The sequence below is a fragment of the Streptomyces sp. NPDC048297 genome (assembly GCF_043201585.1).
Taxonomy (GTDB): domain Bacteria; phylum Actinomycetota; class Actinomycetes; order Streptomycetales; family Streptomycetaceae; genus Streptomyces.
Genome location: NZ_JBICZA010000047.1, coordinates 1 through 18521, shown reverse-complemented (window position 1 = coordinate 18521; position 18521 = coordinate 1). Strand labels below are relative to the sequence as shown.

Below are 18521 nucleotides of genomic sequence, written 5' to 3'. Positions count from 1 at the left end.
ACTCATCCTAGGGACGCGCGCGGCGCTCTCTACAGGCTCGCCGCCAGCTCGGTGCCCTGCTTGACGGCCCGCTTGGCGTCCAGTTCGGCCGCGACGTCCGCGCCGCCGATCAGGTGCGCGGCGCGTCCGGCGGCGATCAGCTCGTCGTACAGGTCGCGGCGCGGCTCCTGGCCGGTGCACAGCACGACCGTGTCGACCTCGAGGACCGTGCTCTCCTCGCCGACGGTGATGTGCACTCCGGCGTCGTCGATGTGGTCGTAGCTGACGCCGGGGATCATGGTCACGCCGCGGTGCTTCAGTTCGGCGCGGTGGATCCAGCCGGTGGTCTTGCCGAGGCCGGCGCCGACCTTGGTGGTCTTGCGCTGGAGCAGGTGGACCGTGCGCGGCGGAGCCGGCCGCTTCGGGGCCGCGAGGCCGCCCGCCATCGTGTAGTCCATGTCGACGCCCCAGTTGCGGAAGTACGTCTGCGGGTCCTCGCTCGCCTTGTCGCCGCCGTCGGTGAGGAACTCGGCCACGTCGAAGCCGATGCCGCCGGCGCCGAGGATCGCGACGCGGTCGCCGACCTGGACGCCGTCGCGCAGGACGTCGAGGTAACCGACGACGCGGGGGTGGTCGACGCCGGGGATGTCGGGGGTGCGCGGGGTGACACCGGTGGCGACGACGACCTCGTCGTAGTCGGCCAGGTCCGCCGCCGTGACCCAGGTGCCGAGGCGTACGTCCACGCCGTGCGCGTCCAGTTGGTGGCGGAAGTAGCGCAGCGTCTCGTCGAACTCCTGCTTGCCGGGGACCTTGCGGGCCACGTTGAGCTGGCCGCCGATCTCGCTCGCGGCGTCGAACAGGGTGACCTGGTGGCCGCGTTCGGCGGCGGAGACGGCGCAGGCGAGGCCCGCGGGTCCGGCGCCGACGACGGCGACGCTCTTCTTCAGCCGGGTCGGGGCGAGGATCAGCTCGGTCTCGTGGCAGGCGCGCGGGTTGACCAGGCAGGAGGTGATCTGGCCGCTGAAGGTGTGGTCAAGGCAGGCCTGGTTGCAGCCGATGCAGGTGTTGATGGCCTCGGGCGTGCCGGCGGCGGCCTTGGCGACGAAGTCGGGGTCGGCGAGCATCGGGCGCGCCACGGAGACCATGTCGGCGTGGCCGGTCGCGAGCAACTCCTCGGCGACTTCGGGGGTGTTGATGCGGTTGGTGGTCACCAGCGGGACGGTCACCCGGCCCATGAGCTTCTTGGTGACCCAGGTGTAGGCGCCGCGCGGGACGGAGGTGGCGATGGTGGGGATGCGGGCCTCGTGCCAGCCGATGCCCGTGTTGATGATCGTCGCGCCGGCGGCCTCGACGGCCTCGGCGAGGGTGACGACCTCCTCCAGGGTGGAGCCGCCCGGGACCAGGTCGAGCATGGAGAGCCGGTAGATGATGATGAAGTCCTCGCCGACGGCCTCGCGCACGCGCCGCACGATCTCGACGGGGAACCGCATCCGGTTCTCGTACGAGCCCCCCCAGCGGTCCGCGCGCTGGTTGGTCCGGGTGGCGATGAACTCGTTGATGAGGTAGCCCTCGGAGCCCATGATCTCGACGCCGTCGTAGCCGGCCTGCCGCGCGAGGCGGGCGGTGCGGGCGTAGTCGTCGATGGTCCGCTCGACGTCGGCGTCGGTGAGGGGGCGCGGCACGAAGGGGCTGATCGGGGCCTGCAGGGCGCTCGGCGCGACGAGGTCCTGGTGGTAGGCGTACCGCCCGAAGTGCAGGATCTGCAGGGCGATCCGGCCGCCCTCGCGGTGCACGGCGTCGGTGACGAGCCGGTGCCGCTCGGCCTCCTCCTCGGTGGTGAGCTTGGAGCCGCCCTCCCACGGGCGCCCCTCCTCGTTGGGCGCGATGCCGCCGGTGACGATGAGGCCGACTCCGCCACGCGCGCGGGCGGCGTAGAACGCGGCCATCCGTTCGAAGCCGTGCTCGGCCTCCTCCAGACCCACGTGCATGGAGCCCATGAGCACGCGGTTGGGGAGCGTGGTGAATCCCAGGTCGAGCGGGGACATCAGGTGCGGGTAACGGCTCATCGGGCCCTCCGTGCGCGGTGTCGTCGTCTTCTGTTGTAGAGGACACGCGCGCCTTTATGCAACTAGTTGCACAATCGCTGAGAGGTGAGCCCGGCCACGGTGCGGCACACCACCATCGCAGGGCATGCCATCGCAGGGCCCGCTATCGCAGGACACGCCGTCGCAGGGCATTCCGTCGCAGGGCACGCACGACACAGCGCCCCGGCCGGGGCGGACCGGCCGGGGCGCTGTCGTGTGCGGGTTTCTCGCGGTCAGCGGCTTTCCAGGAGCAGATGCAGGTCGCGCTCCTGGTCGCCGGAGGCCGTGCAGGTCTCGCGGACGGTGAACATCGCGTCCAGGGTGTGCCGGAACCGGTCGACGGCCCAGTAGCCGCCCTGGACGTCGGCGAGGACGGCCGAGTCGAGGTGGACCGGCGGGCAGTGCTCCCGGCGGGCCTCGGCGACGTCGTACGTACCCAGCCACACCATCGGACGGGTCTCGTGGAGCTGCTGCGGAATCTCGTCCTCGCCGCGGTCCGACGCGAAGCACGCGCTCAGCACGTCGAAGACGATTCGGGCGTCCTCCTTGGAGCATCCGCTGATCTCCACCGAGACGGACTCCGGGTGCGACGGTTCGGTCTTCTTCATGATCGCTCCTTCCGTGGCCGGGCCGCGGTGGAACGGGGCACTCCGCGGAACCGCGTCCAACCCCAGCAAAGCACCACCGACCGACGGACACACCTCAACCGGGCAGGAACCGACAAGAATAGGCAGAGGCCGGAAGGAAACGGCAGGAATCAGCAGGAATCGGCAGGAGCCAGCAGGAGCCCGGGGATCGCCGAGGTCACCCCCGGGAGAACTTGTACGTCTTGCTGTCCGTGAGCACACAGAACCCCGGCGACATGACGATCACCCGCATGCCGGTGCGGCGGTCGTAGTCGATCCCCTCCGCCTCGAAGCTCCCCGAGCAGGAACTGCGCAGCGGCAGCTGCCGCAGGGCCGTCACATGCCCGGTGACGTCCGCCGTGCCGTTCGGGGCCGCCGACAGGTCGACCTGGACGAGCGGCTTGGTCATCCCGAACAGAGCGCCGTCGGGATCGTCGGAGGAGCACAGGAGTGAGGTCGGGCCGGAGAAGTCGCAGCCCTGGATGTCGCGCACGGGGTGGTCGAGGCGGACCGTGGAGGCCTGCGGGAGGTTCGCCGAGGGCGAGGTGGCCGGGTTGAGGCCCGGGGTCGGGAAGACGAGCAGGCGGTTCATGGTGCCCCACTCACCGGCGAGCATCCACTGGCCGTCGGGCGAGATCGCGTCCCAGGAGTTGTTGAGGGCCTCGCCGGCACTCAGCGTGTGCACGTACTCGGACCAGGTGCCGCCGGGCGCCTGCACCCGGAACATCTTCGAGTTTCCGGAGTCCCGCTGGTAGGGCTCGATGAAGTAGCCGTCGTACGAGGCGTCGGGGTCGCCGACGTGGTTCCAGCCCCGGACGGAGACGCTCACCGGGATGGTGCCGATGCCGGTGTAATGGTTGGGGCTGTTCGCCGGGACCTCCACGGAGGTCAGGCCCTGGCTCTCGGTCAGCGGGTCGGCACGGTCGGACCCGGTCTCGGTCCAGCTGTCCGCGGCGGAGGCGGGGGCGGACACGCCGAGAGACACGACGGCGGCGGTGGCCAGGGTGACGAGTCCGGCGAGGACTGCGTGACAACGTTGCCGGGTGGGCGCGGGCATGCCGACTCCTCGGAATGGGGGGTGGGAACACTCGGTCGGCGGACAGTCTGGCCGCGTCGGCTGGTCATGTACAGACCAACCGAGCAACATGGGAGTGAACTCTCACGGGCGCACCGCAGCGGCCCCGCACCGGCCTCGCACCGGCCGCAGGCGGGCCTGGCCGGTCCGGCGGGACCGTGCGGGACCGCGCGGGACCGGGGCCGCGGCGCGCCACCGGCGGCGCGGCCGTCATAACTTCGGCAGACGCCCGCCGTCGTGTTGAGAGATGGTGGACATAACGGCGAAGGCGACGGAGAGTCGGGTGTGAGCGCGGTAGAACGAGGGGAGTCGGCACGGGTGACGGCGGCGTGCCGTGCGGACGGGCGAAGGCGGTGCGTGGCATGAGTGCACCCGAGGCTCCCGCGACGGACGGCAGCGAGCCCCCGCGCGGGCCCGTGCGGCCCGGCGGGCTTCTCGACGTCCTGGGCGTGGCGTCGGTGGTCCTGGACGCCGAGGGCCGGATCGTCCTGTGGAGCCCCCAGGCGGAGGAGCTGTTCGGCTACACGGCGCAGGAGGCGCTCGGCCGGCACGCGGCCCGGCTGATGGTGCACGAGCGCCACCTGGAGCTGGTCGGCCGGCTCTTCGCCGACGTCATGCGCACCGGCGAGAGCTGGGCCGGCGGCTTCCCCATCCGCCGCAAGGACGGCAGTACCCGGCTGGTCGAGTTCCGCAATATGCGGCTGCTGGACGACCGGGGCGACGTGTACGCGCTGGGCCTGGCCGCCGACCAGTCGACGGTCCGCCGGCTGGAGCAGGACGTGGCGCTGTCCGAGCGGATGGTGAAGCAGGCGCCGATCGGGCTCGCGGTCCTCGACCCCCAGCTGCGGTTCGTGTCCGTGAACCCCGCCCTGGAGAGGCTCAACGGTGTCACGGCCGAGCAGCACATGGGGCGGACGCCGGCCGAGGTGGTGCCACTGCTGGCCTCCGACGCCCTGGACGGCGCGGCCCGCCAGGTCCTGGACACGGGCACGCCGCTGATCGACGAGGTCGTGGTGGGCCGTACGCCCGCCGATCCGGACACGGACCACACCTGGTCGCTGTCGCTGTTCCGCCTCGACGACGTGATGGAGAACGTCCTCGGCGTGGCGCTGTCCCTGGTCGACATCACCGAGCAGCACCGGGCCTCCGTGCAGGCGGAGGCCGCGCGGCGCCGGCTCGCGGTCATCGCCGACGCGTCCGCGCGGATCGGTACGACGCTGGAACTGGAGCGCACCGCGTCCGAGCTGGCCGAGGTCGCCGTACCGGAGCTGGCCGACGTGGTCGCCGTGGATCTGCTGGACGCGGTCGTGGAGGGCCGGCCCAGCACTCTCGGGCCCACGGAGCCCGCCGTGATGCGGGCCCTGGCGCTGCGCGGCGAGAGCGACTCGGACGCCCTGCGGGCAGCCGACCCGCCCGGCCAGATCGCGCGGTACGCACCCGACCGGCTGGTCACCGAGTGCGTCCGCACGGGTGAGGCGGTGCTCGTTCCCCAGGTGAAGGACGACGATCTGCCGCGGATCGCCCGCTGCCCCGAGGCGGCGGCGCTGCTGGGCCGGGCCGGCCTGCACTCCTATCTGGCCGTCCCGCTGATCGCCCGCGGCGAGGTGCTCGGCGCCCTGGACCTCAAGCGCACCCGCAACCCCGCGCCCTTCGACGGGGACGACGTCCTGCTGGCCAAGGAGCTTGCGTCCCGGGCGTCCGTGCAGATCGACAACGCCCGCTGGTACCAGAACGCCCGCAACACCGCGCTCACCCTCCAGCGCAGCCTGCTGCCCGGCCGGCCGCCGGTGACGAAGGGCCTGGAGGTGGCCTACCGCTACCAGCCCGCCGGTGCGACCAGCGAGGTCGGCGGTGACTGGTTCGACGTCATCCCGCTGGAGGGCGACAAGACGGCGCTGGTGGTCGGCGACGTGATGGGCAGCGGCATCAGCGCGGCCGCCACCATGGGCCGGCTGCGCACCGCCACCACCACGCTGGCCGCGCTGGACCTCGATCCGGCGCTGCTGCTGGAGCATCTGGACAAGACCACGTCGGCCCTGAACCACTCCATCGCCACCTGTGTGTACGCCGTCCACAACCCGCATCTGCGCCGGTGCCGGATCGCCAATGCCGGGCATCTGCCCCCGGTCCGGGTCCGCCCCGGCCGGCCGCCGGAACTGCTGGACCTGCCGACCGGGGTGCCCCTGGGGGTGGGCGGTGTCGAGTTCACCACGGTCACCGTCGACTTCGAACCCGGCGACGAACTGGTCTTCTACACGGACGGGCTGGTCGAGACGCGCCATCACTCGCTGGACGAGCGCCTGGACGCCCTGCTCGCCCTGCTCGCCGGCCCGGTACGGCCCCTGGAGGAGGTCTGCGACCTGCTCCTGCGCACGCTGCACCACCCCGACAACCACGACGACGTGGCGCTGCTGATCGCGCGGGCGCTGGAGCTGCCGTAGCCGGGCCGTGTGCACAGGGGTCTGCCGTGGCCGGGCCGCGTACACGGGGCCTGCCGTAGCCAGGTCGCGTACGCGGGGTCCGCCGTAACGGGGTCGCGTGCGCAGGGTCTGCCGTAACGGGATCGCGTGCGCAGGGTCTGCCGTAACGGGGTCGCGGCCTCCGGCTACCCGCGTACGCCGATCACCACATGGGCCTGCCACTGCGACGACACGGCGACCCGTGTCGTCAGACCGGCGCGTTCGAAGGCGGTCACGGCGGCCGGTGCCTGGTGCTCGCCCGTCTCGGACAGGAGGCAGCCGCCGGGTGCGAGCCACTCGGCCGCCCCGGCGGCCACCCGGCGCAGCACGTCGAGGCCGTCCGCGCCGCCGTCGAGGGCGACGGCCGGCTCGTGGTCGCGGGCCTCCGACGGGAGCATGGCCACCTCGGCGGTCGGCACGTAGGGCACGTTGGCCGTCAGGATGCCGACGCGGCCTCGCAGACCGGGAGGCAGGGCGTCGTAGAGGTCGCCGGTGTGGGCCCGGCCGCCGAACGGGGCGAGGTTGCGGCGGGCGCAGCGCACGGCGGCCGGGTCGATGTCGGCCGCGTGCACCTCGGCGGCGGGGAGCCGAGCCGCGAGGGCCGCGCCGAGCGCGCCGGAACCGCAGCACAGGTCGACGACGACCCGCGCGTCCGGCACTTGGGCCAGCGCCCGGTCGACCAGGAACTCGGTACGGCGGCGGGGCACGAAGACACCCGGTTCCACGGTGACCCGCAGACCGTGGAACTCGGCCCAGCCGAGGACGTGTTCGAGGGGAAGTCCGGCGGTGCGCCGGTCGACCATCGAGGCGATCTCGCCAGATGTGCGGGCGGTGGCGAGGATCAACTCCGCCTCGTCCTCGGCGAAGACGCACCCGGCGGCACGCAGTGCGGAGACGACGGCGGAAGGGGAAAAGGGAGAGGAAGGGGAAGGGGTGGGCAGTGAGGCCATGGAAGCCGAGAGCCTTTCGGGGACCTGGAGCCGAAGGGCGCTCTCACGGTCACCGGTACCGGTGGTCCGAACCGTCACACAGGACGGTGAAGAGGAGAGAGCACCCGAGCTGACACAGCGGTAATGGGTCTCACCTCCTCGACGCTCCACGGCCGCGAACCGTCCGCGACCGGACCGCCACCATACCCCAGCGCCCCGGATCCGCCGCCGCCGGAGCCGAGTTCGAAACTCTCTGGCGCACCGCGGCGGGAGCCCGCTCGGTGGACTTCGCGCGGCGCGCGGTGTGCGGGTTCCTCTCGGCGCGTCCCGAGCTCGTGCACCGGCTGCCCAGTGGTGAGACCCGCCGGGGCGGTGCCTGGCCGTCGCCGCGCAGCTGGGACATGACGCTGCGTCTGGTCGCCTTCGCCACCGCCGCCGGATCCGCCCGGGACGTACTGTCCCTGCTGGTCAGGGGCACGGTCGGGGACGGTCCGGGTCTGGAGCTGCTGGCGAGCCTGGACCGCATGGACCTCCCGGACCCCGAGGAACTGCTCGCCGCCCCGGCGGGAGCCGTGCTGCCCGAACGGGGTGACCTGCGGCAGGCCGCGCTGGACGGTGTGGTGGCCGCCGTCCGCAAACGGCCGGACCGGGCCCGCTGGGACGCGGCGTGGACGCTGCTCGTGCACGCGCTGGAGACCGGAGCCCCGGACGTGGTGGTGGTTCCCGCGACGACGCTCGCCTCGCTGCGCCGGGAGGACTGGGCCGTACCGCCCGTGATCGAGCGCCTCGCCGGCGTCGTCTCCTTGTCCCGACGCGCCGACGCCGCCCGCCGGACCCCGGTCACCGCGAGGGCGGGCCGATGACGGCGGAGGCACCGGGGGCACTGGACCTCGAAAAGCTCTTCGCCGCCCGGCTGCACGCGGCCCGGGTACGCCCCTATCTGGCGACGGCGCTGTTCGCGTTGCACCCGGTGGAGTCGCGGGAGGTGCCGACGATGGCCGTCGACCAGTACTGGCGGTGCTACGTCTCACCGGCGTTCGTGGACCGCATGCCCGTCGAGGACCTGGCCGGGGTGTGGGTGCACGAGGTGGCGCACCTGCTGCGCGACCATCACGGGCGCAGCGAACGGGTCGCCCGGCAGCGCGGGTTGACCGGTCCCGGTGAGCGGCTGCGCATGAACATCGCCGCCGACCTGGAGATCAACGACGACGTGTACGGCGACGGGCTCGCGGTGCCCCAGGGTGCCGTCCGTCCGCAGGATCTCGGGCTGCCCGAGGGCGAGTTGATGGAGGACTACCTGCGGCAGTTCCGGCTCGGGCCGCGTCTGCAGCACCTGGCCTGGATGGAGTGCGGCAGCGGTGCCGACGGCTGCCGCAGGAAGTGGGAACGGGGGCCGGAGGGCGCCCACGGACTCGACCGGCAGGACCAGGACCTGGTCCGCTTCCGGGTGGCGCAGGGCATCAACGGGCGGCCGGGAAGCGCGCCCAAGGGGTGGCGGCGGTGGGCCGAGGAGGTGTTCCATCCGCCGCAGCCCTGGCGGGAGTTGCTGGGCGGGGCGATCCGCGCGGCGACCTCGGGTGCGGGCGCGGGCGACGACTACAGCTACGGCCGCCAGGCCCGGCGCTCGACCGCGCTGCCCGGAGTCGTCCTGCCGAGCCTGCGCCGCCGGCCGCCCCGGGTCGGCGTGGTCGTCGACACCTCCGGGTCCGTCAGCGACACCGAACTCGGCAGCGCGCTGCTGGAGGTCGCGGCGATCGTCCGCGCCGTGGGCGGGCGACGCGACCTGGTCAGCGTGGTGTCCTGCGACGCCGCCGCCCAGACCGTGCACCCGCTGTGCCGCTCCACCGGGATCCCGCTGGTGGGCGGCGGCGGTACGGATCTGCGGACGGGCTTCGCCCGCGCGCTGCGGGCACGGCCCGACGTCGTGGTGGTCCTGACCGACGGCCACACACCGTGGCCTGCGGCACGACCGGCGTGCCGGACCGTGGTGGGCCTGTTCTCCCGGCCCGGCACGTCATGGTCCGAACACGATCCCGACCACCGGTCGACGCCGCCGCCGGCCTGGGCCCGGACGGTGGTCATCGGCTAGCCGGCCTCGTACGCCGGTCCGTCAGACCCCCACCGTCTCCTCGACCTCTTCCTCGGCTTCCTCGACCTGGCGCTCCGCCTGCTCCCGGCTCCTCAGTTCCTCCGGCTCCTCGGCCCGCGTCTCACCCCGCTGTACGGGTACGGCGGCCTCGGTCGGCTGGGGCGTGGCGGCGGCGTGCTTGGGGGTGTGCTTGCCGGCCCGCTCGAAGGCACCGGCGAGTGCGGTGACGGCGAGGCCGAGGAGGAGCCAGATCGCGAGGGTCCAGGCGTTGCGCGAGAGGCCGTCGCTACCGAAGTACAGCAGGCTGCGGACGCCCTCGACGAAGCCGGCACCGTTCCAGAAGGCGTGCAGGGCACCGAAGAAGCCGTTCTGCAGCTCGGGGCGGAACAGACCGCCGGAACTGGTGAAGTTGAGCATCACGAACAGCACCATCATCGTCAGCGTGGTCCAGCGCTTGAGGAAGGTGTGCAGACCGACGCCGATGAAGAGGATGCCCGCGGAGTAGAGCCAGGCCATGCCCCACACGCCCGCGAGGTCGTGGTGCGCGAGCCGGAACACGGGCCCGGCGAGCAGCGCGCCGATGGCGCCGACCACGGCGGAGACGCCGACGGCGAGCAGCGCCCGTATCCGCATCGGGAGCGCGGCTCCGGCGGCGCCGAGCGCGGCGACGGAGGCGTACGAGCCGATGCTGACCGCGATCAGCAGGAAGAACAGCCCCTGTCCGGTCGGGTCGTCGGAGACGGGCTCGGCGACGTCGGTGACCTTCAGCGGGGCGCCCTGCTCGGCGGCGACCGGCGTGAAGACCTTCTCGACGGCGGTCGCGCCCACGTCGGAGGCGGCGCTCGCCACGATCAGTTCGGGCGCCTTGGCGCTCGGCACGTAGGCGCCGGTGACCTCCCGGGACTTCAGCAGGCCGACGGCGTCGGCGCGGGTGGCGACCGTGCGCACGTCGAGCTTGTCCCCCGCGGTGTCCTTGACCGTCTGAGCGAACACCTTCGCCCGGGGGCCCGCGCCGACGACGGCGACGGGCAGGTGGTGCGGCTCCGGGGTCACGAAGGCCCCCATGTACGCGAGCCCCATGCCCAGACACATCAGGAGCGGGGTGATCAGGTGCGTCAATACATGGCGCAGTGCCGGTGACCTCATCGCGTCGCAACCTCCATGGGTCGGCCAATCAGTTGGCTTATACAACTCTTTCTTCAAGTTGTACTATACAACCAGAACGGCGGTGGCGGGATTCCGTGGAGGTGTTCCCATGACGGCGGCACAGACGGCCGTGGAGACGATCCAGCGCGAGATGACGATCTTCGCCCGCCGGGCCCGTGCCACGGCGGGGCGCATGCATCCCGAGTTGTCGCTGGTGTCGTACACCCTGCTCGGTCACCTGGAGCTGTCCGGCGGCTGCCGGGCGACCGACCTGGCCGCGCACTACGCCCTGGACAAGTCGACGGTCAGCCGGCAGGTCGCCACGCTGGAGCGGACCGGGCTGATCGAGCGGCGGCTGGATCCCGAGGACCACCGGGTCCACGTGCTGCACCTCACCGAGGCGGGCGAGGAGATCCTGGCCCAGGTCACCCGCAGCCGCCGGGACGCCTTCCAGGAGCGGCTCGCGGACTGGCCCGAGGAGGACCTGGTCCGCTTCGCGGCCTATCTGGAGCGGTACAACGACGCCGGCCCGGCCGCCGGGTCCGACTGACGGCGGGTTTCCGACTGACGGCGGGTTTCCGGCTGAGGGCGGCTCCGGCTGAAGGCAGGTCCGGCTGAAGGAACGGCCCGGCCCGGCGACCACGGCGCCCCCAGGGACTGCGGGCGGTCGGCCCCTACGACACCGGTACGGCGGCCAGGCCGTCCGTGAGGTGCTCGGGCACCCGGGCCCCGAGGAAGGTCGTGCGGCGGCGCAGCCGGAAGCCGAGGGACTCGTACAGCCGGATGGCATGGGTGTTCTGCGCGCTGGCGTGCAGGAACGGGGTCTCGCCGCGTTCCCGGATGCCGTGCGCGACCGCGAGGATCAGCCGGGTGGCCAGCCCCTCGCCGCGGAAGGCCGGGTCGGTGCAGACCGCGCTGATCTCCGTCCAGCCCGGCGGGTGCAGCCGCTCCCCCGCCATGGCGATCAGGGCGCCGTCGCGGCGGATGCCGAGGTAGGTGCCGAGTTCGACGGTGCGCGGCAGGAAGGGTCCCGGCTGGGTGCGGGCCACGAGGTCCAGCATCTCCGGTACGTCCGCGGGGCCGAGGCGGACCGCCTGGGGCTCCGGAGCGGCGGCCAGGCCGTCGTCCACGAGCTGCACGCCCTCCACCTGGAAGGTCATCCCCCAGCCCGCGGGCACCTGTCCGTGGAACGCGGCCAGCGAGACCTCCGCCCCGGGTCCGGCCAGCGCGGCGAGATCCGCCCAGTCGTCCGCGTCCGGTTCGTCGGGCAGGGCCGACCACGGGGACACGTCGACCGGGTAGCGCAGCACACGGCCCCGCCGCTCGGCGAAGAGGGCGTGAGGGCCGGTCATGGAGGCGAGCGTGGGGTTGTCGAGGACGTGGGAGACGTGGGAGACGTGGGAGGTGTCGCCCCCGATGTACGCGTCGGCCTCAACGTGAGTACCGGCCCCGACGTGCGTGTCCGCGTGCCCGGGGGCGCTCCGCGCGTGCCCCGCCTGCTGCGGGAGGTCCGCCGGGCGGCGGGACCCGGTCGCGGCCGGCCCGAGCACGTCGGCTGTCTTCATCGGATCGCTCATGCGGTCCTGCCTCCGTGTTCCGGGGAAGCGATCCGTTCGGGCATCCTCGTCCTCGTTTCCGTCGTGCCGTGGCCGGCGCACCCGAGCCGGCTCTCAGATGCCAAGGAAGAGCGGCGGACGACTATTCCCGCGACCCGTACGGAATTCGTGCGCGTCCCCCTGTCCGACCCGCTGACCAGGGGCGGAACACCCACGGCGACAACGTACGGTTGAACCATGAACGTCACCCGAGGCTTCACGGGCCGCCGGCGGGCCCACAACCCCGGACTTCCCCCGGGGCAGTACGACGCCGGCGACGACTGGCCCGTCCTGTCCGCCGAGGTCACCCCCGACCTGGCGCCCGCCGACTGGTCCCTGCGCGTCGACGGGCTGGTGGAGCGGCCGCACACCTGGGGCTGGGACGAGGCACGGGCGCTGACCGCGTCGGCGTACGAGGGCGACATCCACTGTGTGACGGGCTGGTCGAAGTTCGGGGTCCGGTTCGGCGGCGTCTCGCTCGACACCTTCTTCGATGTGGTGCGCCCCCATGGGTCCGCCACCCATGCCGTCGCCCGCTCGCACACCGGCTACACCACGAACCTGCCGCTCGCGGACCTCACCGGCGGACGGGCCTGGATCGCCTGGGACTACGACGGCGAGCCGCTCGCGCCCGAGCACGGCGGTCCGGCACGGCTGGTGGTGCCGCATCTGTACTTCTGGAAGAGCGCCAAGTGGATCGCGGGCATCACACTCCTCGACCACGACGAGCCGGGTTTCTGGGAGGGCAACGGCTACCACGAGCGGGGAAATCCCTGGGAGGAGCAGCGGTACTCCGGTGACTGAGCCGATGTCCGAGACGATGAGCGCGGGCCCCGGCGCGATGACCGCAGGTCCCGGCACCACGACCACGGGACCCGGCGCGATGACCACAGGCCCTGGCACGACGACCACGGGACCCGGCGCGGCGCCCGCTCCCCCGGCGCCCGCGCGACGCTTCGCGGTCCCCGGGCGCATCGCCGTGAGCCAGCAGGTGGCGACGGCCTGGCAGACGGCGACGCTGACCGGGATCCGGCGCGAGACGCCGCACGCGGCCACCTTCCGCCTCGCGGTCCCGCACTGGGCGGGGCATCTGCCCGGACAGCATCTGATGCTGCGGCTGACCGCCGCGGACGGCTATGTGGCGCAGCGCCACTACTCGATCGCGTCCGCGCCGGACGATTCCGGACACATCGAGCTGACCTTGGACCGGGTGCCGGACGGCGAGGTCTCGGGCTGGTTCCACACGGCGGCCAGGCCCGGCGACACGGTGGAGGTGCGCGGCCCGCTGAGCGGCTTCTTCGCCTGGCCGGGCGATCGGCCCGCGCTGCTGCTCGGGGCCGGTTCCGGGGTCGTACCGCTGATGTCGATGGTGCGGCACCACCGGGCGCGGGGTCTGTCGGTGCCGCTGCGCATGCTGGTGTCGGCGCGCAGCTCCGAGGAATTGATCTACGCCCGGGAGCTGGGCGCGGAGACGACGGCCGTGTTCACGCGCAGTGCCCCGGCGGGGACGCCGGTGGGTCGTATGGCGGCCGCACATGTGGCGCCGCTCCTGGCCGAGGCGCCTGCCCATGGATGGGAGGCCTATGTGTGCGGCTCCAACGGGTTCGCCGAGCACGCCTCCCGGCTGCTGGTCGCGGCCGGGCAGCCGGTGGACCGGATCCGCATCGAGCGCTTCGGCTGAGCAGGCGGTGCCGGGCCCCGGGCGGGCGCTCGGGGCCGCCCGACCGCGCCGACGGCGTGATCTCGGGGCTGCCCTCGGGGCGCAGGCCGTCGGCCGCGCTCCAGAGGGCCTGAAGTCGCGGTACACCGGGTGGGCGAGATGCGTCGTACGGGGTACGAAACGGGTGTGGACGTTCGTGCGCGGGTGACGGCGGGCCGGTGACCCGGTCCGTCCGGTCCTCCGGCTCCGGCCCACGGCGAGGAGGTGGCCATGCGGACCCAGGTGCCCGGCTGGCGCTGGCGGCGCAATCCGCTGCGGCGCCGTTCGGACGTCGTGGAGGCGTGGACGGTGCTGGTGGTCGCCGTCCTGCTGTTCGTGGTCGCGCCCCTCGCCGGGGTGGCGGCGGGTCTGTACGCCCATGACCGGGCCGAGACCCTCGCGCGGACGCAGCGGGCCGAGCGGCACCAGGTGCACGCGACGGTGGTCGGCACCGCCTCCCGGCGGCTGCCCGCCGCAAAGGGCGACCGTGAGCACCCGTACCGCGCGCAGGTCCGCTGGACCGAGCCGGGCAAGGGCACCCGTACCGCGATGGCCCGGGTGCCGGGCGGGACCCGGGCCGACGACGTGGTGACCGTCTGGTTCGACAGCAGGGGACGCAGCGTGGCCCCGCCGCCCAGCAGGGTCGCGGTGTGGCAGCACACGGTCACCATCGGCGTGTGCGCGGTGGGCGGCGCGGCGGGGGTGGTGCTCCTCGGCCACGCCCTGGAGCGCCGGATCGCGCTGCGGCACCGGCTGGACGAGTGGGAACGGGAGTGGGCCCGTACGGGCCCGAGGTGGACCCAGCCCCGGGCCTGACGGGACGAGGTGCCGATTCTCCTCACCGGCCCGCCCGCAATACGGTGGCCCCACGTACCCTCCTTCCCTCCCTCTCCACCAAGGCGGTTGTCGATGGCATTGTTCGACCTCCCTCTCGACGAGTTGCGCACGTACCGCGCGAAGTCCGGCGCCCCGGAGGACTTCGACGTCTTCTGGAGCAAGACGCTCCAGGAAGCCCGTGAGCACGACCTGGACGCCCGGTTCGAGCCGGTGGACACCGGGCTGACCACGGTGCGGGTGTACGACGTGACGTTCGCCGGGTTCGGTGGTCACCCGGTGAAGGGCTGGCTGCGGCTGCCGGCCGGTGCCCTGGAACCACTGCCGCTGGTGGTCGAGTTCATCGGCTACGGCGGCGGGCGCGGCCTGCCGCACGAGAACCTGCTGTGGGCCTCGACGGGCCGGGCCCACTTCGTGATGGACACCCGTGGGCAGGGCAGCGGGTGGGGCGGCGGGGGCGGCACCGCGGATCCGGTGGGTGCCGCGCCGGCCTATCCCGGGTTCATGACCCGGGGCATCGACGCTCCCGAGAACTACTACTACCGCCGCGTGTTCACGGACGCCGTGCGGGCGGTGGAGGCGGCCCGCTCGCACCCGCTCACCGATGCCTCGCGGACCGTCGTGATCGGCGACAGCCAGGGCGGCGGCATCACGATCGCCGTCGGCGGTCTCGTCCCGGACCTGGCGGCCGTCGCCCCGGACGTCCCGTTCCTGTGCGACTTCCCGCGTGCGACGACGCTGACGGACCGTCACCCGTACCGGGAGGTGGCCCTGTTCCTCAAGACGCACCGCGGGCACACGGCCGACGCGCTGCGCACCCTCTCCTACTTCGACGGCGTGCACTTCGCCGCGCGAGGCCGGGTCCCGGCCCTGTTCTCGACGGGCCTGGAGGATCAGACCTGCCCGCCGTCGACCGTGTTCGCGGCGTTCAACGCCTGGGCGCACGAGGACAAGGCGATCGAGGTGTACGACTTCAACGACCATGAGGGCGGCGGCCCGTTCCACGAGCAGCGCAAGCTGCGCTGGCTGCGGTCGTACGCCTGACGGTCCCCCTGCCGGCGAGGGGGCCGGGCCGGGCTCTGTCCGCGCACTTCCCACCAGTCCGACCAGTCAGTATGTTCGGGTCGCCCGGGTCCCCGCGTCGCGGACCGGGCTTTCCGGCGACGACGGAGGTTCGATGTCCGCGCACGACACACAGGTTCACGGCCACTGCGACCCGCGGTTCGCCGCGGTGCGGGAGGCCTTCGAGGAGAACTTCCGGGAGCGTGACGAGCTGGGCGCCGCGGTGGCGGTGACCGTCGGCGGTGAGCCGGTGGTGGACCTGTGGGGCGGCTGGGCGGACGTGGACCGCACCCGTGCGTGGGAGCGGGACACGGTGGTCAACGTGTGGTCGACCACCAAGGGCCCGGTGGCGCTGTGCGCGCACATCCTCGCCGACCGGGGACTGCTGGACTTCGACCGTCCGGTGGCCGCGTACTGGCCGGAGTTCGCGGCGGCGGGCAAAGAGGGGGTGCTCGTCCGGCATCTGCTGTCGCACCGCGCCGGACTGGCCGGCCTGCGGGAGCCGCACTCGCTGGAGCAGCTCTACGACTGGGAGTTGACGACCGCACGGCTGGCCGCCATGGAGCCGTGGTGGGAGCCGGGCACGCGGTCCGGGTATCACGCGCTGACGTACGGCTTCCTGGTCGGCGAGGTGGTGCGGCGCGTCTCGGGCATGCGGCCGGGGGCGTTCCTGGAGCAGGAGGTGACCGGGCCGCTCGGGATCGACTTCACGATCGGCCTGCCGGAGAAGGAGTCCGGCCGGGCGGCCGAACTGGTGCACGCGTGGAACGCGGCCTCCGGCGAACAGGCCGCCGTTTTCAGCCAGTTGCACCCCGCCGCGATCGCCGCGCTGACGAACCCGCCGGTGGGCGCGGCGCAGGCGAACACGCCCGAGTGGCGGGCCGCGGAGATCCCGGCGGCCAACGGGCACGGCACCGCGCGGGCCGTCGCCGCGCTCTACGGCGTCTTCGCCGGTCGCGGCTCCTACGGTGGCCGGCGGATCCTGTCGGCCGAGGCGGCGGAGCGCGTGCGCGAGGGGCAGGGCGCGTGCCGTGATCTCGTGCTGGGGGCGGGTTTCGAGCACGAGACGGAGATCGGACTCGGCCTGTGGCTGAGCGGCCCGGACGGCGCGTACGGCCCCGATCCGCGCGCCTTCGGACACGACGGCTTCGGGGGTTCCTGCGGGCTCGCCGATCCGGACGCGGGCGTCTCGCTCGGCTACACGATGAACCGGATGGGCCCGCACATCGCGGACGACCCCCGCAAGATGGCCCTCGTGGAAGCCCTCTACCGGGTCCTGTGACGCCGGGTCGCACGGGCGGGTCTCGGCCGAACCGGCGGGCCCCGTGATGTGGACCAATGCTGGATGTGGTCGCGCAATGAGCCCGGCGAACGGCTGCGCGGTGAACGGCTGCCCGGCAAGCGGCACTTGGCCTCTTGGTCACGCCGTTCGGGGCCAGCCGGGAGACGGTCCGGCAAGCGCTGGAGGTCCTGCGGCACAGCTGCGGGATCGCCATCGGCCGGCGGGGCAGCCATGTCACGCGTTCTCGGCGATGGCGCTGTCCGAGGTCGAGAATCCGGGCCGCTACCGCGACCGGGCCGACCTACCTGTGGTGAACGCCGAACAGGACGTCCGGGACTACGAGTTCACGCTTTCCGCACCGGGGTGAGCCCTGTTTCACGGTGGGCCACGACCAGGCGGACGCGGGGGCTGTTGTCAGCGCGCTGCCCGAACTCGGGCAGGGCCCGCAGTTCGACGCCGAAGCCGGCGCGCCTCAACTCGCCCATGACGTCGCCGAGTCTAAAGGCCCGGTAGTACATGACGAACGGTGGCCGCCACACGGCGTTGCGCACGCGCATCACCGCGTCGAAGCCGAGCAGCATCCAGAACGCGGCGCTCGTCGGGCGGGGCGGGGCGAGGACGGGGAAGGCGAACCGGCCCCCGGGCCGCAGTGCCGTGTGGACCTGCGCGAACAGTCCGGGCAGTTCCCGCGGCAGGAAGTGCCCGAACGCGCCGAAGCTGACCACCAGGTCGAAGGCGGCCGTGAACGGCAGGGCGCGCGCGTCCGCACGCACCCAGGCGACGTCCGGGCCACCGGAACGCGCCCGGAGCCCCTGCGCCGCGGCCTCGCTCCGCCGCCGGGCGACCTCCAGCATGCCCGCGCTGAAGTCGACCCCCGTGACGCTGCGGCGGCACAGCCCGGTCAGCACCTCAAGACCGGCGCCCGTGCCACAGCACAGGTCGAGACCGTCCTCGAACGGGCCGAGCCGGTCCAGCGCCTTCGCCACGGACTCCAGGACGGCGTCGGGCGTGCGGAAGGGGGTGTGGTCGAACTTCGGGGCGAGCAGGTCGTATCCGTGCTCGACGGACGACAGCGCCTGGACGGCGAGTTCACGCAGCGTGGGACCCTCGGGGCTGAACATCCCGCCAGCCTAGGGGCAGACGCCGCTGCAGTCCTCCAAGCCTCAGTCCTCCAAGCTTCGGCCCTCCAAGCTGCAGTCCTCCAAGCTTCGGTCCTCCAACTGGTCCAAGATGGCCTGGCGTCCGTCCTCACCGGCAGCGGCCCGGGAATATCCGCGCTCGGTGTCCTGTTGACGGCCGCGAGAGCACCGGTATAGTGCGATCAGCGCAGGTGCGCGTCCCGTCGTTCGGGCGCCGTTGCCGCTCTCTTCTCACCCAGCCCTCGTGCCGACGGTTTCCGTCCGGTGCGGGCTTCTTCTCGGCACCACCTCGTGACCAGGGCTTCATCGCCGTACCCGAGGTGCCGTCCGCGCCGCCCGGAGGCAGGCCTCTCCGCCTCCCGCTCGCGGCATCCCCCATCCCTTCCGTTCTCCGTTTCCCCGAGACCGTCCACGAAAGGACGTCCCCTCATGACACCCCCTGTGTCAACCTCACACCGCTTGAGCGAGCGGTTGTGGGGTTGTGAGACGTTGAAGTCCGCCGTGCCGGTCGGGCTGGTAGGGC

Annotated in this window: 15 protein-coding genes and 2 pseudogenes; 10 read left to right on the top strand and 7 right to left on the bottom strand. The window is 72.8% G+C overall.

Going from position 1 to position 18521, the window contains the following annotated elements:
* Positions 1–29: 29 nt before the first annotated feature.
* From ACGFYV_RS33965 to ACGFYV_RS33955, 3 genes are all read right to left on the bottom strand, one after another.
* The gene (locus ACGFYV_RS33965) at positions 30–2045 is read right to left on the bottom strand and encodes an FAD-dependent oxidoreductase (protein ID WP_393882377.1); all 2016 of its coding nucleotides are present in this window, start codon (positions 2043–2045) and stop codon (positions 30–32) included.
* A 251-nt stretch (positions 2046–2296) separates the two neighbouring features.
* A complete protein-coding gene (locus tag ACGFYV_RS33960; RefSeq protein WP_393882376.1) occupies positions 2297–2671 on the bottom strand; it encodes a hypothetical protein in 375 nt (124 codons plus the stop codon).
* A 196-nt stretch (positions 2672–2867) separates the two neighbouring features.
* Positions 2868–3746 carry a hypothetical protein gene (locus ACGFYV_RS33955; RefSeq protein ID WP_393882375.1) on the bottom strand — a complete coding sequence of 293 codons (879 nt, stop codon included), beginning with the start codon at positions 3744–3746 and terminating at the stop codon, positions 2868–2870.
* A 380-nt stretch (positions 3747–4126) separates the two neighbouring features.
* Between ACGFYV_RS33955 and ACGFYV_RS33950 the strand changes: the two genes are divergently transcribed.
* Positions 4127–6205, top strand: coding sequence for a SpoIIE family protein phosphatase (locus tag ACGFYV_RS33950; protein ID WP_393882374.1), 2079 nt, complete (start codon positions 4127–4129; stop codon positions 6203–6205).
* A gap of 164 nt (positions 6206–6369) precedes the next feature.
* On the opposite strand, the gene ACGFYV_RS33945 is transcribed toward ACGFYV_RS33950, so the two are convergent.
* Positions 6370–7173, bottom strand: coding sequence for a putative protein N(5)-glutamine methyltransferase (locus ACGFYV_RS33945; protein WP_393882373.1), 804 nt, complete (start codon positions 7171–7173; stop codon positions 6370–6372).
* Between the two features lie 257 nt (positions 7174–7430).
* Between ACGFYV_RS33945 and ACGFYV_RS33940 the strand changes: the two are divergent.
* Both ACGFYV_RS33940 and ACGFYV_RS33935 read left to right on the top strand, forming a co-directional pair.
* Positions 7431–8015: pseudogene (locus tag ACGFYV_RS33940) on the top strand (AAA family ATPase); the annotation flags it as partial.
* Positions 8012–9241 carry a VWA-like domain-containing protein gene (locus ACGFYV_RS33935; protein WP_393882372.1) on the top strand — a complete coding sequence of 410 codons (1230 nt, stop codon included), beginning with the start codon at positions 8012–8014 and terminating at the stop codon, positions 9239–9241. The pseudogene ACGFYV_RS33940 and the gene ACGFYV_RS33935, both read left to right, overlap by 4 nt.
* A 21-nt stretch (positions 9242–9262) precedes the next feature.
* Here ACGFYV_RS33935 and ACGFYV_RS33930 read toward each other — a convergent pair whose 3' ends face one another.
* A complete protein-coding gene (locus tag ACGFYV_RS33930; RefSeq protein WP_393882371.1) occupies positions 9263–10387 on the bottom strand; it encodes a hypothetical protein in 1125 nt (374 codons plus the stop codon).
* Positions 10388–10496: 109 nt separating this feature from the next.
* Between ACGFYV_RS33930 and ACGFYV_RS33925 the strand changes: the two genes are divergently transcribed.
* Complete coding sequence (locus ACGFYV_RS33925) at positions 10497–10937, top strand: MarR family winged helix-turn-helix transcriptional regulator (RefSeq protein WP_393882370.1); 441 nt, start codon at positions 10497–10499, stop codon at positions 10935–10937.
* A 124-nt stretch (positions 10938–11061) separates the two neighbouring features.
* Here the strand turns inward: ACGFYV_RS33925 and ACGFYV_RS33920 are convergent, their stop codons facing one another.
* Entirely contained in the window at positions 11062–11739 is a 678-nt protein-coding gene (locus ACGFYV_RS33920) for a GNAT family N-acetyltransferase (protein WP_393882408.1), read from the bottom strand.
* A gap of 441 nt (positions 11740–12180) precedes the next feature.
* Between ACGFYV_RS33920 and ACGFYV_RS33915 the strand changes: the two genes are divergently transcribed.
* The 6 genes and pseudogenes from ACGFYV_RS33915 to ACGFYV_RS33890 form a co-directional block, all read left to right on the top strand.
* Complete coding sequence (locus ACGFYV_RS33915) at positions 12181–12786, top strand: sulfite oxidase-like oxidoreductase (protein WP_393882369.1); 606 nt, start codon at positions 12181–12183, stop codon at positions 12784–12786.
* Positions 12787–12865: 79 nt separating this feature from the next.
* Complete coding sequence (locus tag ACGFYV_RS33910; RefSeq protein ID WP_393882407.1) at positions 12866–13663, top strand: ferredoxin reductase; 798 nt, start codon at positions 12866–12868, stop codon at positions 13661–13663.
* Between the two features lie 249 nt (positions 13664–13912).
* Positions 13913–14497: a hypothetical protein gene (locus ACGFYV_RS33905; RefSeq protein ID WP_393882368.1), complete on the top strand. Its 585-nt coding sequence runs from the start codon at positions 13913–13915 to the stop codon at positions 14495–14497.
* Positions 14498–14590: 93 nt separating this feature from the next.
* Positions 14591–15559 (top strand): acetylxylan esterase, encoded by a 969-nt coding sequence (locus ACGFYV_RS33900; RefSeq protein WP_393882367.1) that lies wholly within the window; start codon positions 14591–14593, stop codon positions 15557–15559.
* Positions 15560–15692: 133 nt separating this feature from the next.
* Positions 15693–16859, top strand: a complete 1167-nt coding sequence (locus tag ACGFYV_RS33895; RefSeq protein WP_393882366.1) for a serine hydrolase domain-containing protein — start codon at positions 15693–15695, stop codon at positions 16857–16859.
* 99 nt (positions 16860–16958) lie between these two features.
* Positions 16959–17098 (top strand): annotated as a pseudogene (locus tag ACGFYV_RS33890) (GntR family transcriptional regulator); the annotation flags it as partial.
* A 105-nt stretch (positions 17099–17203) separates the two neighbouring features.
* On the opposite strand, the gene ACGFYV_RS33885 reads toward ACGFYV_RS33890, so the two are convergent.
* Entirely contained in the window at positions 17204–17980 is a 777-nt protein-coding gene (locus ACGFYV_RS33885; protein WP_393882365.1) for a class I SAM-dependent methyltransferase, read from the bottom strand.
* Between the last annotated feature and the right edge of the window lie 541 nt (positions 17981–18521).

Excerpts from the sequence above, each read along its gene's own strand:
- ACGFYV_RS33965 (WP_393882377.1), bottom strand. The coding sequence starts at position 2,045 with ATGAGCCGTTACCCGCACCTGATGTCCCCGCTCGACCTGGGATTCACC.
- ACGFYV_RS33960 (WP_393882376.1), bottom strand. The coding sequence starts at position 2,671 with ATGAAGAAGACCGAACCGTCGCACCCGGAGTCCGTCTCGGTGGAGATC.
- ACGFYV_RS33955 (WP_393882375.1), bottom strand. The coding sequence starts at position 3,746 with ATGCCCGCGCCCACCCGGCAACGTTGTCACGCAGTCCTCGCCGGACTC.
- ACGFYV_RS33950 (WP_393882374.1), top strand. The coding sequence starts at position 4,127 with ATGAGTGCACCCGAGGCTCCCGCGACGGACGGCAGCGAGCCCCCGCGC.
- ACGFYV_RS33945 (WP_393882373.1), bottom strand. The coding sequence starts at position 7,173 with ATGGCCTCACTGCCCACCCCTTCCCCTTCCTCTCCCTTTTCCCCTTCC.
- ACGFYV_RS33935 (WP_393882372.1), top strand. The coding sequence starts at position 8,012 with ATGACGGCGGAGGCACCGGGGGCACTGGACCTCGAAAAGCTCTTCGCC.
- ACGFYV_RS33930 (WP_393882371.1), bottom strand. The coding sequence starts at position 10,387 with ATGAGGTCACCGGCACTGCGCCATGTATTGACGCACCTGATCACCCCG.
- ACGFYV_RS33925 (WP_393882370.1), top strand. The coding sequence starts at position 10,497 with ATGACGGCGGCACAGACGGCCGTGGAGACGATCCAGCGCGAGATGACG.
- ACGFYV_RS33920 (WP_393882408.1), bottom strand. The coding sequence starts at position 11,739 with ATGACCGGCCCTCACGCCCTCTTCGCCGAGCGGCGGGGCCGTGTGCTG.
- ACGFYV_RS33915 (WP_393882369.1), top strand. The coding sequence starts at position 12,181 with ATGAACGTCACCCGAGGCTTCACGGGCCGCCGGCGGGCCCACAACCCC.
- ACGFYV_RS33910 (WP_393882407.1), top strand. The coding sequence starts at position 12,866 with ATGACCACAGGCCCTGGCACGACGACCACGGGACCCGGCGCGGCGCCC.
- ACGFYV_RS33905 (WP_393882368.1), top strand. The coding sequence starts at position 13,913 with ATGCGGACCCAGGTGCCCGGCTGGCGCTGGCGGCGCAATCCGCTGCGG.
- ACGFYV_RS33900 (WP_393882367.1), top strand. The coding sequence starts at position 14,591 with ATGGCATTGTTCGACCTCCCTCTCGACGAGTTGCGCACGTACCGCGCG.
- ACGFYV_RS33895 (WP_393882366.1), top strand. The coding sequence starts at position 15,693 with ATGTCCGCGCACGACACACAGGTTCACGGCCACTGCGACCCGCGGTTC.
- ACGFYV_RS33885 (WP_393882365.1), bottom strand. The coding sequence starts at position 17,980 with ATGTTCAGCCCCGAGGGTCCCACGCTGCGTGAACTCGCCGTCCAGGCG.